This is a genomic window from Agrococcus sediminis, from assembly GCF_007923295.1.
In the GTDB taxonomy this organism is placed as follows: domain Bacteria; phylum Actinomycetota; class Actinomycetes; order Actinomycetales; family Microbacteriaceae; genus Agrococcus; species Agrococcus sediminis.
On the sequence record NZ_VOIR01000011.1, the window covers coordinates 477,012 to 490,791 of the forward strand.

Genomic DNA, 13,780 nt, shown 5'->3' on the forward strand with positions numbered 1-13,780 from the left:
CCCGTAGCCTGGAGGCATGCAGCCACCGGTGACCGGCCCCGACGCCGACGAGCCCCAGCTGGCCGTCGGCGTCGGGCCGTTCGCGGGCGAGTGGCCGAGCGACGAGCGCCTCGACGCCGCGCTGCTCGAGCACGGCGACCGGCGCAACGTCGTCGACCGCTACCGCTACTGGCGGCACGAGGCGATCGTGGCCGACCTCGACACCCGCCGCCACCCCTTCCACGTCGCGATCGAGAACTGGCAGCACGACCTCAACATCGGGTCGATCGTCCGCACCGCCAACGCGTTCACCGCATCCGCCGTGCACATCATCGGCAAGCGCCGCTGGAACCGGCGCGGCGCCATGGTGACCGACCGCTACCAGCACGTGCTGCACCACGAGACGACGGATGCGTTCACCGCGTGGGCGCGCGGTGCGGGCCTGACCGTCGTGGCCGTCGACAACACCGAGGGCAGCGTGCCCGTCGACGCGGCGCCGCTGCCGGAGCGCTGCGTGCTGCTGTTCGGTCAGGAGGGGCCGGGGCTGACCGAGGCGGCGGTCGCGGCGGCTGATGCGCACGTCGCGATCCGCCAGTTCGGCTCGACCCGCTCGATCAACGCCGCGGCGGCCGCCGCCATCGTCATGCACGAGTGGATCCGCGTGCACGCCGCCGGCCGTCCCGCCGGCTGAGCAGACCGCGCCCGCAGCCCGCAGCCGTCTCGAAGTCCCCGCCCCGCCCCGCCCCGGCTCGCCCCGCCCGCGCACAACGCAAGCACCTCAGCCTGTTCGCGGGGCGAACGCTGCTGCTGCCACCCCCAGCCCGCTGCTCCTCGTCGCCGGGCTTGCGTTGTGCGGACGGCCGTCGGGAGCGCGCGCCGCGGGGCAGAGTCGCTAGGCGGCCGCCGGCTCCGGCTGGCACCTCGGGCACCACTGCACCTGCCGCAGCATCCCGTCCTCGAGCCCGAGCTGCGCATCCCTGATGCGCGTGCCGCACCGCCTGCACGGCTGGCCGCCGCGGCCGTAGACCCACGTCCGCCGACCGTTGCGCGTGTCGCCCGTGAACGTGCGCTCGGTGCGCTCGCGGTTGGCGACCATCAGCCGCCGCGCGAGCGCGACGAGCCGCTCCACGTCGACCTCGCCCACGGGCGTCGCCGGGTGCACGCCGCGCAGGAAGCACAGCTCGCCGCGGTACACGTTGCCGAGCCCGGCGACGGCGTGCTGGTCGAGCAGTGCGACGCCCACCGGCGCACCGGTCGCGCGCAGCCGCCGCGCAGCCTCCGCGGCCATCGGCTCGTCCCATCCCTCGTCGAGCAGGTCGGGGCCGAGGTAGTCGAGCGAGGCGAGGTCGCCCGCGCGCGGCAGCAGCTCGAGCACCGGCAGGCTCGACCCGACGATCTCGTGCTGATCGGTGGCGAGCACGACGCGGATGGTGTGGGTCGCGACGGGCGCGCGGCGACCGGGCTCGAGCACGTGCCAGAGCCCGTCCATGCCGGCGTGCGAGTGGATCGTGAAGCGCTCGCCGCGCATCAGCAGGTGCTTGCCGACGGCTCGCACCTCGTCGATGCGCTCCCCGGCGAGGTCGGCGGTGGCGAGCGAGGGCACTCGGAAGTCGCTCCGCAGCAGCTCGCGCCCGGCCATCGCCGCGCCCAGGCGCACGGCGGCGCGGTAGATCGTGTCGCCCTCGGGCATCAGCGTGCCGCCGCGATCGTCCAGCGCATCACGGCCCGATCCGGTAGCCGCGGGGCGTGCGGCGCAGGTTTGCCCGTTCGAAGACGGGCGCCAGGTCGGCCTGCAGCGAGGAGCGCCCGTCGACCTGCTCGAGCACGCGCCGACGGCCTCCGAGCCGCGCCACCGCATCCGCGAGGCTCTCGAGCGCTCGCACCAGCAGCTCGTCGTCCTCGGCGAAGGTCAGCAGCGACTTGCCGCCGCGCTCGAGGTGCAGCACCGGCCGCCCGGAGGCGATGGTCGTCAGCGACCCGACCCGCCGCGTGGGACGGTGGTCGCCCCGCGCCTCGGGCCACGGCAGCGCAGCGCCGAAGGGGTTCGCGGGATCGACGGCCGAGACCGTCGCGATCGCGTCGCTCGGGCCGCTCGACTGCCGGGCCCGCAGCGCATCCACCACCGGGGAGTCCGCGAACTGGGCGGCGCCCAGCCCGTCGACGAAGTAGCCGCGCCGCGTGTGCCCGGCCTCCTCGAAGGCCTTGAGCACCTGGTAGACGCCGTGGAACCCGCCCGGCACGTCCTCGGCGACGACGCTGCCGCGCGTCACGACGCCGTAGCGCGCGAGCAGCGCGTCGGCGGTGGCGGCGGCCAGCTCGGTCGGGGCGCCCGCCGGCTTCGACGCCAGCAGCCAGCGGCCCGCGAGCAGCGGCATCGCGTCGGTGCGGGAGGGTCGGGCGAGCCCGATGCGGCGGCGGCTCGCCGGTGCCGCGCGTCGGCTGGGCGCCGGTGCCGTGCGCGCCCGCACGCCCAGCAGGTGCGCGCGCATCGGCGCGATGGTGTCGTTGGTCACGCGACCCGCCCACACCAGCGGCCACAGCACATCCGCCAGCCGCGCCGGGTCGAGCGCGACCATGTCGCCGAGCTGGCGGGCGAAGAGCGCGCCGCCCTCGCCGAGGGCGGCGAGGATCGCCGCAGCCTCGGGGTCGTCGTGCTCGAGGTCGCGGCGCTGCTCGACGGTGTCGGCCGCGCGCAGCACGATGCGCCCGTCGCGCGCGCTGAGCTCGCCCGCGCCGACCCACGTGACGAGCCCGGCGGCGGTCACCTCGTCGAGCATCGACGGCCGGTAGTCCTTCACGCGCGAGGGCAGGATGAGCGTCTCGAGGGCGCTGAGCGGGAGCGGCGTGCCGTCGAGCCGGTCGATCGCCTCGAGCAGCCCGTCGACGCCCGAGAGCGGCCGCGTCACCCGCTGGTGCGCGAGCAGGTGGTCGGCGAAGACGGCGTGGTCGACGGGCTCGACGTCGCTGCGCAGCGCCTGCAGGCTGCGGCGCTTGAGCCGCGAGAGCGCCTGCGCGTCGATCCACTCCTCGCCCGTGCCGCGCGCGCGATAGGCACCCGGCACGACGCGCCCCTGCCGTTCGAGCGCGCGGAGCGCCGAGCGCACGACCGCGGGCGCGAGCGTGAGGCGAGCGGATGCCTCCTCCACCGTGAACGGACCGTGCGTGCGCGCGTGCCGGGCGACGACGTCGCCGATGGGGTCGGCGACCGCGTCGAGCAGCGCCGAGGGCACCCCGGGCGGCGGCGGCACGCCGAGCGCGTCGCGGAGCCGCGCGACGTCCTCGATCGCGGCGAGCCGCTCGTCGGCGCCGATCCGCACCCGCACGACGCGCCGCGCGGCGACGAGCTCGTCGGCGATCGCGGCCGCGCCGGCGATCGTGAGGTGCCCGGGGGCTGCACGTGACGCATCCGGTGCCGACGCATCCGGTGCCGACGCATCCGCCGCATCCGTCACCGGCTCGCCGGCCTCGACGGTCGCGCCCGGCACGCCCTCGAGCCGCACCGCGAGCTCCTCGACCGTCAGCGGGCCGAGCAGCCGCAGCAGGTCGGCAGCGCCCTCGACGCCGCGCGCCCGGCGGTCGGGCGCGAGCCGCTGCAGCTCGAGCTCGGTGCGGGCGACGATCTCCTCGTCGAGCAGCTCGCGGAGCGCCGACTGGCCGAGCACCTCGGCGAGCAGCGCCGGATCGAGCGTGAGCGCGGCAGCGCGCCGCTCGGCCAGCGGCGCGTCGCCCTCGTAGAGGAACGCGCCGACGTAGCCGAACAGGAGGTGGTGGGCGAAGGGGGAGGGGCTCGGCGTCTCGACCTCGACGACCCGGATGTCGCCGTGCTGCAGCCGCTCGGCGAGGTCGCGCAGCGCCGGGAGGTCGTAGGCGTCCTGCAGCACCTCGCGGAGCGCCTCGAGCACGATGGGGAAGTCGGGGTAGCGCTTCGCGACGTCGAGCAGCTGCGCCGCCCGCTGCCGCTGCTGCCACAGCGGCGCGCGGCGGGACGGGTCGCGCTTGGGCAGCAGCAGCGCGCGCGACGCGCACTCGCGGAATCGGCTCGCGAACAGCGCGGTGCCGCCAGCCTCGGTCTCGACGATGCGCTCGAGCTCGTCGGGCTCGAAGCGGATGAGCTCGGCGCCGGGCGGGTCGGCGTGGGAGTCGGGGATGCGGATGACGATGCCGTCGTCGGAGGCCATCGCGGCAGCGCCGAGGTCGCGGTCCTCGCGCAGCCGGCGGTCGATCGCGAGCGCCCACGGCGCGTGCACGCGCCGGCCCCACGGGGAGTGGACGATGAGGCGCCAGTCGCCGAGCTCGTCGCGGGAGCGCTCGACGACGAGCTGCGCGTCGGTCGGCACCGCGCCGGTCGCGGCGAGCTGGTCGCGCACGTAGGCGTCGAGGTTGCGAATCGCCCGCTCGTCGGAGTGCGGCAGGTCGATGCCGGTGCCGGCGGCGAGCGCCGCGGTCGCGCGGCCGATCGAGCGGCCGAGGTCGGCGGGCCGCCCCTCGGCGTCGCCGTGCCAGAACGGCAGCTTGCCGACCTCGCCGAACGCGGGCACGACGAGCACCCGGTCGTGCGTGATGTCGACGACGCGCCAGCTCGTCGCGCCGAGCGCGAAGACATCGCCCGCGCGCGACTCATAGACCATCTCCTCGTCGAGCTCGCCCACGCGCGCGCCCGGCCGGCCCTCCTGCCCGGCGAGGAAGACGCCGAACAGGCCGCGGTCGGGGATCGTGCCGCCACTCGAGACGGCGATGCGCTGCGCGCTCGGCCGGCCGGTGATCGTGCCCGCGTCGCGATCCCACACGACGCGCGGGCGCAGCTCGGCGAACTCGTCGCTCGGGTAGACGCCCGAGATGAGGTCGAGCGTCGCGTCGAACGCGCTGCGCGGCAGCTGCGCGAAGGGCGCCGAGCGCCGCACGGTCTGGAACCAGTCGTCGACGACGAGCTCGTCCATCGCGGCGGCCGCGACCGTCTGCTGCGCGAGCACGTCGAGCGGGTGCCGCGGCATGCGGATGGGCTCGAGCTCGCCGCGCGCCATCCGGTCGGCGACGACCGTCGCGTGCAGCAGGTCGGCGCGATGCTTCGGGATGAGCACGCCGCGCGACGCGTCGCCGACCGAGTGGCCGGCGCGGCCGACGCGCTGCAACCCGCTCGCGGTCGACGGCGGCGACTCGACCTGCACCACGAGATCGACCTCGCCCATGTCGATGCCGAGCTCGAGGCTCGAGGTCGCGACGACGCAGCGCAGCCGCCCCGACTTCAGCTGGTCCTCGATCTCGGCGCGCTGCTCCTTCGAGACCGAGCCGTGGTGGGCGCGGGCGAGCGGCGGCGCCTCCGCGTCGGCGCTCTCGCCGTGCTCGCGCGCCGCGGCGCGCTCGGCGAGGCGGAGGCGGATGTGCTCGGCCACGTCGCGCAGGACGACGCCGTCCCCGGCGCCCTCGGGCGCATCCGCCGCCTCCGCCTCGAGCGCGTCGAGGCGCTCGGCGTCGAGCTCGTTGAGCTTGGCGGTGAGCCGCTCGGCGGCGCGGCGCGCGTTGACGAAGACGATCGTCGAGCGGTGCCGGTCGACGAGCTCGAGCACCTCGCGCTCGATGTGCGGCCAGATCGACTGCTGCTCGGGCTGGTCGACGGCCCCGAAGGCGCTGCCGGTCGGCGGCGAGCCGGCCCGCTCGCGCTGCTGCGGCGCGCGCAGGTCGGTCATGTCGTCGACGGGCACGGTGATCGTGAGCTCGATGCGCTTGTCGCTCGGCGGTGCGACGACGGTCACCGGCGCCGGCCCGCCGAGGAACGCGGCGACCTCCTCGATGGGCCGCACGGTCGCCGACAGGCCGATGCGCTGCGCCTGCCGCGCGAGCTGCGCGTCGAGCCGCTCGAGGCTGAGCGCGAGGTGCGAGCCGCGCTTCGTCGGCACGACCGCGTGGATCTCGTCGACGATCACCGTCTCGACGGTGCGGAGCGTCTCGCGGGCGCGGCTCGTGAGCAGCAGGAACAGCGACTCGGGAGTCGTGATGAGGATGTCGGGCGGGTGCTTCGCCTGGGCTCGGCGCTCCTCCTGCGGGGTGTCGCCGGTGCGCAGGCCGATGCGGATGGGCGGCGGCTCGGCGCCGTCGGCGCGCCCCTGCGCGGCGATGCCCGCGAGGGGTGCGCGCAGGTTGCGGTCGACGTCGACGGCGAGCGCCTTGAGCGGCGAGACGTAGAGCACCCGCACGCCGGGCTCGCGCTCGGCGTGCGGCTCGGCGTCCTCGCGGTGCAGCCGGTCGATCGACCAGAGGAAGGCGGCCAGCGTCTTGCCGGAGCCCGTCGGGGCGACGACGAGCGTGTGATCGCCGCGCGCGATCGAGGTCCACGCCTCCTGCTGCGCGGGGGTGGGAGCGGCGAAGGCCCCCGTGAACCACGCCCTGGTCGCGGGGGAGAACAGCTCGAGCGCGTCGCCCACCGGCTCAGTACAGCACAGCCGCCTTGGGGGACGACCGGGGAAGGATGGAGGGATGCACGCGCTCGCCCACCCGGCCCCGATCCCGCGCTCCGCCTCCGTCGAGGTGGCCGGCGCCGACCCCTCGCCAGCGGCGGCGGTGACGATCGATCGCGGCACCGGCGCGGCGCTCGCGGCGGATGCGTCGGGTGCGCTGCCGAGCGACGTGGCGGCCGCGCTCCGGGCCGCGCCGGCGCTCGCCGCCGCCGTGCCGCTGCCCGCGGCCGACGCGACCGCCGAGCGGCTCGAGGCGCTCGCGACGCTCGGCGCCCACGACCTCGAGGTCGCGCGGGCGGTCGAGCCGCACCTCGACGCGGTCGCGATCCTCGCGGAGGCGGGCGTCGAGCCGCACCCCGGCGCCTACGGCGTCTTCGCCGCCGAGGGCCCCGGCATGCGCCTCGAGCTCGAGGGCGGCCGGCTGACGGGCGAGAAGCCCTGGTGCTCGCTCGCCGACCGGCTCGACCGCGCGCTCGTGTCGGCGTGGCAGGGCGACGAGCGCGTGCTCGTCGATGTCGACCTGCGGCAGCACGGCGTCGAGCCCGTCGCCGGCGCCTGGCACGCGCGCGGCCTCACCGGCATCCCCTCCGGCCCCGTGCGCTTCGACGGCGCCGCGGCGACGCCGGTGGGCGAGCCCGGCTGGTACCTGCGCCGCCCCGGCTTCGCGTGGGGCGGGATCGGCGTCGCCGCGTGCTGGCACGGCGGTGCGGTGGCCGTGGCGCGGCGGCTGCTCGACGGCGCGGGGGATGCGCCGCTGCGGCTCGCGCACCTGGGCGCGGTCGACGAGGCGCTCACCGCCTCCCGCCTGGCGCTCGCCGACGCGGCCCGACGGATCGACGCGGGCGACGTCGACGACCCGGGCATGCTCGCGCTCCGCACCCGCGGCATCGTCGCGCGCGCGGTCGAGGAGGTGCTCGCGCGCGTCGGCAGGGCGCTCGGCCCCGGCCCGCTCGCGCTCGACGCCGAGCACGCCCGCCGGGTGGCCGACCTGCAGCTCTACGTCCGGCAGCACCACGCCGAGCGCGACCAGGCGTCGCTCGGCGCCGCGCTCGTCGCCGACCGCGCGGGCCGCGCGTGGTGAGCGCGACCGGGCCCGCCGGCGGTCCGCCGCGCTTCGACGGCGCCGACGCCGGCACCGCCCACGCCGACTGGCTCGCGAGCGCGGCGCTCCGCGATGCGGCGGTGCTCGAGGCCGAGCCGAGCGCGCTGCTCGTCGTCGCCGCGCACCCCGACGACGAGGTGCTCGGCGCCTACGGCTCGATGCTCGCCGCCGCCCGGCGCGGCGCCGCCGTCACCGTCGTGGTCGCGACCGACGGCGAGGGCTCGCACCCGGGGTCGCCGACCGTCGACCCGACCGCGCTCGCGCGGCTCCGGCGCGCCGAGCACGAGGCGTCGCTCGCGGGGCTCGGCGCCCGCATCGTGCGGCTCGGGCTGCCCGACGGCGCGCTGCAGGAGCGGCGGCGTGAGCTCGTGACGGCGATCGCGCCGCTCGTCGCCGCGCTGCCGGAGGACGGCCTCGTCGTCGCGCCCTGGGCGCACGACGGGCATCCCGACCACGAGGCGGTGGGGGATGCGTCGGCCGCGGTCGCGCGGGAGCTCGGCCGCGCGTGCGCGTGGGCGCCCATCTGGTCGTGGCTGTGGGGCGAGCCGGGGCTCTTCGACGGCGCGGCGCTGCGGCGGGTGCCGCTCGACGACGTCGCGCGCGCCGCGAAGGCGACGGCGATCGCCGCGCACCGCTCGCAGGTGGCGCCGCTCTCGCCGCACCCGGCAGACCGCGCCGTGCTCACGCCGACGATGCTCGAGCGGTTCGCGGGCGACGAGTGGCTGCTGCTCGCGCCGCCCGCCGCCGCGACGGCCTTCGACGACCGCTACGCGGGCGAGGGCGACCCCTGGTCGACCCGCGACTCCTGGTACGAGCGGCGCAAGCGGCAGGTCGTGCTCGCCGCGCTGCCCGAGGAGCGCTACCGCCTGGCGCTCGAGGTGGGCTGCGGCACCGCCACGCTCACCGCCGAGCTCGCCGGCCGCTGCGACGGCGCGCTCGGCGTCGACGCCTCGATCCCCGCGCTCGCCGAGGCGCGCCGCACGATCGCGGGCGCGGCGAACGCCTGGGTCGAGCACCGCGCGGTCGAGCAGGGCCTCCCGGCAGCCGCCGTCGACCTCGTCGTGCTCAGCGAGATCGGCTCCTACGTCGAGCCGCGGGTGCTCCGCGGGCTCGTCGAGCAGGCGCGCGACCGCGGCGCGCACGTCGTGCTGTGCCACTGGCGCGGCGAGGGCGACGACCTCCTGGCCTCGGCCGACGAGGTGCACGCGCTCGCCGCCGGCGTGCCCGGCCTCCGCCGCATCGTCGAGCACCGCGACGAGCGCTTCCTCGTCGACGTGCTGGTGCCCGCGTGAGCGCCCCGCGCATCCGCCGCCTGCTCGTCGTCGTGCCCGCGCGCGACGAAGCCGGGACGGTCGCCGCGTGCGTCGCGAGCGTGCACGCCGCAGCGGCCGCGCTCGCCGAGGCGAGGCCCGAGATCGAGGTGCGCCTCGTCGTCGTCGCCGACGCGTGCGCCGATGCCACGGCCGCCGTCGCACGCGCCGCGGGCGCCGAGGTCCTCGAGATCGACGCCGCCGCCGTCGGCGTCGCCCGCCAGCGCGGCGTCGAGCACGGACTCGGCGCCGATCCCGCCGACGGCCGCAGCTGGATCGCGACGACCGACGCCGACAGCGTCGTGCCGCGCTCGTGGCTGCTCGACCACGCCGACGCCGCGGAGTCCGGCGCCGACCTGCTCGTCGGTCGCGTCGAGCCCGACGCCGCGCACCTGCCGCCCGGTGCGCTCGCCGCCTGGCGCGCGGCGCACGACCACCTCCCGGTGGGCGCGTCGGTGCACGGGGCGAACCTCGGGGTGCGGGCGGATGCGCTGGCGCGCGTCGGCGGGTTCGCCCCCGTCCGCCTGCACGAGGATGTCGACCTCGTCGCGCGCCTCCGCGGGGCGGGCGCCGTCGCCGACGCGGTCGAGCGCGCCGCGGTCGTGACCTCGGGCCGCACCCGCAGCCGGGTGCGCGGCGGCTTCGCGAGCTACCTCGCCGCGCTGTCCGACTGCGCCTGACCGGTCTCGCAGCGCGCGTCCGCGGCCGCCGCCGCGTCGCGGTAGCCGCGCCGTTCCCGCTCGCCCGGTGCGAGGTCGGCCGCGGCGCGGAAGCACGCCGCCGCCTCGGCGTCGCGACCGAGGCGCGCCAGCAGGTCGCCGCGGGCGGCGTGCAGCAGGGGGTGCCCGTCGAGCGCGGGGCGCAGGCCGTCGAGCGCGTCGAGACCGGCGGCGGCGTCGCCCGCGTTGGCCTGCGCGATCGCGCGGTTCAGCGTCACGTGCGGCGAGGGGTCGATCCGCTCGAGCACGCGGTACAGCTCGACGACGCGCTCGTGGTCGATCCTCGCGGGGAGCAGCGGGCGCATGTGCTCGGCGGCGATCGCCGCCTGCACGAGGTGCCTGCCGCCCGGCACCCCGCCCTGCGCGGCCGTCGCGAGCGCGTCGTCGACGAGGGCGAGGCCCTCGGCGGCTGCCTCGGCGTGCCAGAGGGCGCGGTCCTGCTCGACGAACGGCACGGGCGTGCCGTCGTCGCTCGTGCGCGCCGCGCGCCGCGCGTGCTGCAGCAGCATGAGCGCCAGCAGGCCGTCGAGCTCAAGGCGCTCGTGGGTGCCCTCCGCCATGAGCGAGCGGCAGAGCCGGGTGAGGCGGATGGCCTCGTCGGCGGCGCTGCCGTCGGCGTCGTCGCCGGTCGGCTCGGCGTGCGCGATCGCGTACAGCCCGTAGAGCACCTGCCGCACGCCCTCCGCCCTCGCGGGCAGCTCGGCGGGGCCGGGCACGCGGTAGGGGATGCCGGCGTGCGCGATCTTGGCGCGCGCCCGCACGAGCCGCTTCTGCATCGCGGCCTCGCCGACGCCGAACAGGCGCGCCAGGCGCTCGATCGAGACGCCGAGCACGGTGCGCAGGGCGAGCGCCGCGCGAGCGTCGGGCGCGATCGCCGGGTGGCAGGCGGTGAAGACGAGCGCGAGCCGCTCGTCGCCGTGCGGGAACGCCGAGCGCTCGGTGGGCTCGTCGTCGAGCGCCGGCTCGGCCGCGAGCCGGGCGGCGGCCCGCTCGGCCGCCCCGCGCGAGCGCAGCAGGTCGATGGCGCGACGCCGCGCGACGGTGGTGATCCACGCCGCGGGATTGCGGGGCACGCCGTCCTCCGGCCACCGCGCCAGCGCCCGCTCGAGCGCGTCCTGCACGGCGTCCTCGGCGATCGCCCAGTCGCCCGTCGCGCCGATCACGGTCGCCAGGATGCGGCCGTGCTCCGAGGCGGCGACCGCGCGCACCGCGGCCGCCGCGTGGTCGGCGCCTAGAACGGCCACACGGGCCGCACCTCGACGCGGCCGAAGCGCGCCATCGGGTGCCGCGCGGCGACCGCGACGGCCTCGTCGAGGTCGTCGGCCTCGATGATGTCGAAGCCGGCGATCCACTCGCGGCTCTCGGTGAACGGGCCGTCGGTCACGACCGTCTCGCCGCCGCGCACGCGCACGGTCGTCGCGTCCTCGACGGGCCGCAGCCGGTCGCCGAGCACGTACTTGCCGTCGGCCTCGAGCGCCTCGACCCACGAGCCGGGGTCGTCGGTGTCGGGGTCGTACGGCTCGCCGTCGGGATCGGTGCAGATGAACAGCACGTAGCGCATGGGTCCTCCTCGTGGTCCGGTGCCTTGCATGCAAGTGCACGACGGATGGGCGCGGCCTGGGAGGACACCTGGCCGGCCCCGAGTCGGGATCAGTCCGTGCCGAGGTCCATCGCGGCGCGGTCGTTCCACTGCTCGAGCGCCTCGGGGTCGGCGTCGGGAGAGACCATGATCTCCTCCGCGCGGCCCGCCTCGAGCGCGCCGAGCAGCGCCTTCGTCTCGCCCTCGATGAGCCCGGCGGCCGCGTAGCCCTCGAGCCGCGAGCGAGAGTCGGCGATGTCGAGGTTGCGCATCGTCAGCTGCCCGATGCGGTCCTCCGGGCCGAAGGCCGCGTCGCCGACGCGCTCCATCGACAGCTTGTCCGGGTGGTACGAGAAACCCTCGCCGCGGGTGTCGAGGATCGTGTAGTCCTCGCCGCGGCGCAGCCGCAGCACGACCTCGCCCGACACCGACGACCCGACCCAGCGCTGGATCGACTCGCGCAGCATGAGCGACTGCGGGTCGAGCCAGCGGCCCTCGTACATGAGGCGCCCGAGCCGGCGGCCCTGCTCGTGGTAGGTCGCGACGGTGTCCTCGTTGTGGATGGCGTTCAGCAGGCGCTCGTAGGCGATGTGCAGCAGCGCCATGCCCGGCGCCTCGTAGATGCCGCGGCTCTTCGCCTCGATGATGCGGTTCTCGATCTGGTCGCTCATGCCGAGGCCGTGCCGACCGCCGATCTCGTTGGCCTCCTGCACGAGCGCCACCGCATCCGGGAACTCCTGGCCGTCGATCGCGACGGGGCGTCCGGCCTCGAAGCGGATCGCGACGTCCTCGGTGGGGATCTCGACCGCGTCGTCCCAGAAGCGCACGCCCATGATGGGCTCGACGATCTCCATCGACGTGTCGAGGTGCTCGAGCGTCTTCGCCTCGTGCGTCGCGCCCCAGATGTTCGCGTCCGTCGAGTAGGCCTTCTCGGTCGCGTCGCGGTAGGGGTAGCCGTGCGCGACGAGCCACTCCGACATCTCCTTGCGGCCGCCGAGCTCCCGCACGAACCGCGCGTCCAGCCACGGCTTGTAGATGCGCAGCGCCGGGTTGGCCATCAGGCCGTAGCGGTAGAAGCGCTCGATGTCGTTGCCCTTGTAGGTGGAGCCGTCGCCCCAGATCTCGACGTCGTCCTCCTTCATCGCGCGCACGAGCAGCATGCCGGTCACGGCGCGGCCGAGCGGCGTGGTGTTGAAGTAGATGCGCCCGCCCGAGCGGATGTGGAACGCGCCGGTCGCGAGCGCGACGAGGCCCTCCTCGACGAGCGCGGCCTTCGCGTCGACGAGGCGCGCGGCCTCGGCGCCGTACTCGCCGGCCCGGCCGGGCACCGCGTCGATGTCGGGCTCGTCGTACTGCCCGATGTCGGCGGTGTACGTGAAGGGCACGGCGCCGTTGTGGCGCATCCACGCGACGGCGCACGACGTGTCGAGGCCGCCCGAGAAGGCGATGCCGACGCGCTCGCCGACGGGCAGGGAGGAGAGGACCTTGGACATGCCTCAATCCTACGTTCGGGGCGGATGCGCGCGGTGCCGCCGGTCTCCGCACGCCCGTCCCGGTCGAGCGATGCTCACGGACACGCCGGGACGCGCCCTCTGGTGACGTTCAGGATCCGGTGCCATGGTGGGGCCTTGGGGGACAACGGACGTTCCCGGGCCGAGCGCCACGGGCGGCTGGTTGGAGGAAGCGATGCTGCAGGTCGACGAACGACTGGAGATCGACGCCCCGCGCCACGAGGTCTTCCGCATGTGGACGGACTTCGAGCGCTTCCCGAGCTTCATGACGGGCGTCGAGTCGGTCTTCGCCGAGACGAAGGAGCGGCTGCGCTGGCGCGTCTCGATCGAGGGCGTCGAGCCGAGCTTCTACGCGCTCATCACCGAGCGGGTGCCCGACCGCCGCATCGCGTGGGTGAGCGTCGACCTCGCCACGATGGGGTGGTGGGGCGACCTCACCGACCTCGACGACGGCCGCACCTGCATGATGGTGCGCGTCGTCTGGGCCCCGCGCGGCGACGACCGCGCGCCGGCGGATGCGAAGCCGCTCGACGAGCGCACCATCCGCTGCGGTCTGCTGCGCTTCCGCACGCTCGTGCAGGAAGCGTTCGAGAAGGCGGCCTAGCCTGCCTCCACCACCCAACGAGAGGAGCATCACCATGCCCCAGGTCACCGACAGCATCGACGTCAAGGCGCCGATCAGCGCCGTGTACGCGCTCTGGACCCAGTTCGAGGACTTCCCGAAGTTCATGAGCGGGGTCGAGTCCATCACGCAGCAGACCGACGACCGCCTCCACTGGGTCGTGTCGATCGCCGGGGTCGAGCGCGAGTTCGACGCCGAGATCACCGAGCAGCACATGGACGAGCGCGTCGCGTGGCGCAGCCTCGACGGCGAGACGCACGCGGGCGTCGTCACCTTCCACCGCATCGACGACGACACCACTCGTGTCAACGTGCAGATCGACTGGAAGCCGCAGGGCATCGTCGAGCAGGCCGGCGCGCTGCTCCAGGTCGACGACATCCAGATCGGCCACGACCTCAAGCGCTTCAAGGAGCTCGCCGAGGCGGCCCCGGCCCGTCACGCCGCGGAGAAGGGCTGGGAGGGCGACATCGAGCGCCCCGCCGACAGCTCGGGCCTCTAGCCCCACG

General features: G+C 76.0%; 11 protein-coding genes. 6 read left to right on the forward strand and 5 right to left on the reverse strand.

The genetic code is table 11. The annotated features are described in order from the left end of the window. Positions 1–16: 16 nt before the first annotated feature. Entirely contained in the window at positions 17–670 is a 654-nt protein-coding gene (locus FQ330_RS02695) for a TrmH family RNA methyltransferase (protein ID WP_146355003.1), read from the forward strand. Between the two features lie 201 nt (positions 671–871). Here FQ330_RS02695 and FQ330_RS02700 read toward each other — a convergent pair whose 3' ends face one another. Both FQ330_RS02700 and FQ330_RS02705 read right to left on the reverse strand, forming a co-directional pair. Further along, complete coding sequence (locus FQ330_RS02700) at positions 872–1,669, reverse strand: DNA-formamidopyrimidine glycosylase family protein (protein WP_146355005.1); 798 nt, start codon at positions 1,667–1,669, stop codon at positions 872–874. A gap of 28 nt (positions 1,670–1,697) precedes the next feature. After that, the gene (locus tag FQ330_RS02705) at positions 1,698–6,398 is read right to left on the reverse strand and encodes a DEAD/DEAH box helicase (protein WP_146355007.1); all 4,701 of its coding nucleotides are present in this window, start codon (positions 6,396–6,398) and stop codon (positions 1,698–1,700) included. 52 nt (positions 6,399–6,450) lie between these two features. Here FQ330_RS02705 and FQ330_RS02710 point away from each other — a divergent pair, with 52 nt between their 5' ends. The 3 genes from FQ330_RS02710 to FQ330_RS02720 are packed head-to-tail and all read left to right on the forward strand — an operon-like array spanning position 6,451 to position 9,523. Then, positions 6,451–7,512 carry an acyl-CoA/acyl-ACP dehydrogenase gene (locus tag FQ330_RS02710; RefSeq protein ID WP_146355009.1) on the forward strand — a complete coding sequence of 354 codons (1,062 nt, stop codon included), beginning with the start codon at positions 6,451–6,453 and terminating at the stop codon, positions 7,510–7,512. Next, positions 7,509–8,825: a bifunctional PIG-L family deacetylase/class I SAM-dependent methyltransferase gene (locus FQ330_RS02715; protein WP_192575817.1), complete on the forward strand. Its 1,317-nt coding sequence runs from the start codon at positions 7,509–7,511 to the stop codon at positions 8,823–8,825. Before FQ330_RS02710 ends, FQ330_RS02715 begins: the two co-directional genes overlap by 4 nt. Further along, entirely contained in the window at positions 8,822–9,523 is a 702-nt protein-coding gene (locus FQ330_RS02720) for a glycosyltransferase (RefSeq protein ID WP_146355014.1), read from the forward strand. The genes FQ330_RS02715 and FQ330_RS02720 overlap by 4 nt, the downstream gene beginning before the upstream one ends. On the opposite strand, the gene FQ330_RS02725 is transcribed toward FQ330_RS02720, so the two are convergent. The 3 genes from FQ330_RS02725 to argG all read right to left on the reverse strand — a co-directional run bounded on the left by FQ330_RS02725 (position 9,493) and on the right by argG (position 12,634). After that, complete coding sequence (locus FQ330_RS02725; RefSeq protein WP_146355016.1) at positions 9,493–10,806, reverse strand: RNA polymerase sigma factor; 1,314 nt, start codon at positions 10,804–10,806, stop codon at positions 9,493–9,495. The genes FQ330_RS02720 and FQ330_RS02725 overlap by 31 nt on opposite strands. Continuing rightward, positions 10,794–11,123 (reverse strand): YciI family protein, encoded by a 330-nt coding sequence (locus FQ330_RS02730; RefSeq protein ID WP_128190129.1) that lies wholly within the window; start codon positions 11,121–11,123, stop codon positions 10,794–10,796. Before FQ330_RS02730 ends, FQ330_RS02725 begins: the two co-directional genes overlap by 13 nt. Before the next feature lie 89 nt (positions 11,124–11,212). Continuing rightward, complete coding sequence (argG, locus tag FQ330_RS02735; RefSeq protein WP_146355018.1) at positions 11,213–12,634, reverse strand: argininosuccinate synthase; 1,422 nt, start codon at positions 12,632–12,634, stop codon at positions 11,213–11,215. A 193-nt stretch (positions 12,635–12,827) separates the two neighbouring features. On the opposite strand from argG, the gene FQ330_RS02740 reads away from it, so the two are divergent. Beyond that, positions 12,828–13,256: an SRPBCC family protein gene (locus tag FQ330_RS02740; protein WP_192575818.1), complete on the forward strand. Its 429-nt coding sequence runs from the start codon at positions 12,828–12,830 to the stop codon at positions 13,254–13,256. Between the two features lie 34 nt (positions 13,257–13,290). Further along, positions 13,291–13,773 (forward strand): SRPBCC family protein, encoded by a 483-nt coding sequence (locus FQ330_RS02745; RefSeq protein ID WP_128190126.1) that lies wholly within the window; start codon positions 13,291–13,293, stop codon positions 13,771–13,773. Positions 13,774–13,780 lie beyond the last annotated feature (7 nt).

Coding starts and splice junctions, on each gene's coding strand:
- FQ330_RS02695 (WP_146355003.1), top strand. CDS start 17: ATGCAGCCACCGGTGACCGGCCCCGACGCCGACGAGCCCCAGCTGGCC.
- FQ330_RS02700 (WP_146355005.1), bottom strand. CDS start 1,669: ATGCCCGAGGGCGACACGATCTACCGCGCCGCCGTGCGCCTGGGCGCG.
- FQ330_RS02710 (WP_146355009.1), top strand. CDS start 6,451: ATGCACGCGCTCGCCCACCCGGCCCCGATCCCGCGCTCCGCCTCCGTC.
- FQ330_RS02730 (WP_128190129.1), bottom strand. CDS start 11,123: ATGCGCTACGTGCTGTTCATCTGCACCGATCCCGACGGCGAGCCGTAC.
- argG (WP_146355018.1), bottom strand. CDS start 12,634: ATGTCCAAGGTCCTCTCCTCCCTGCCCGTCGGCGAGCGCGTCGGCATC.
- FQ330_RS02740 (WP_192575818.1), top strand. CDS start 12,828: ATGCTGCAGGTCGACGAACGACTGGAGATCGACGCCCCGCGCCACGAG.
- FQ330_RS02745 (WP_128190126.1), top strand. CDS start 13,291: ATGCCCCAGGTCACCGACAGCATCGACGTCAAGGCGCCGATCAGCGCC.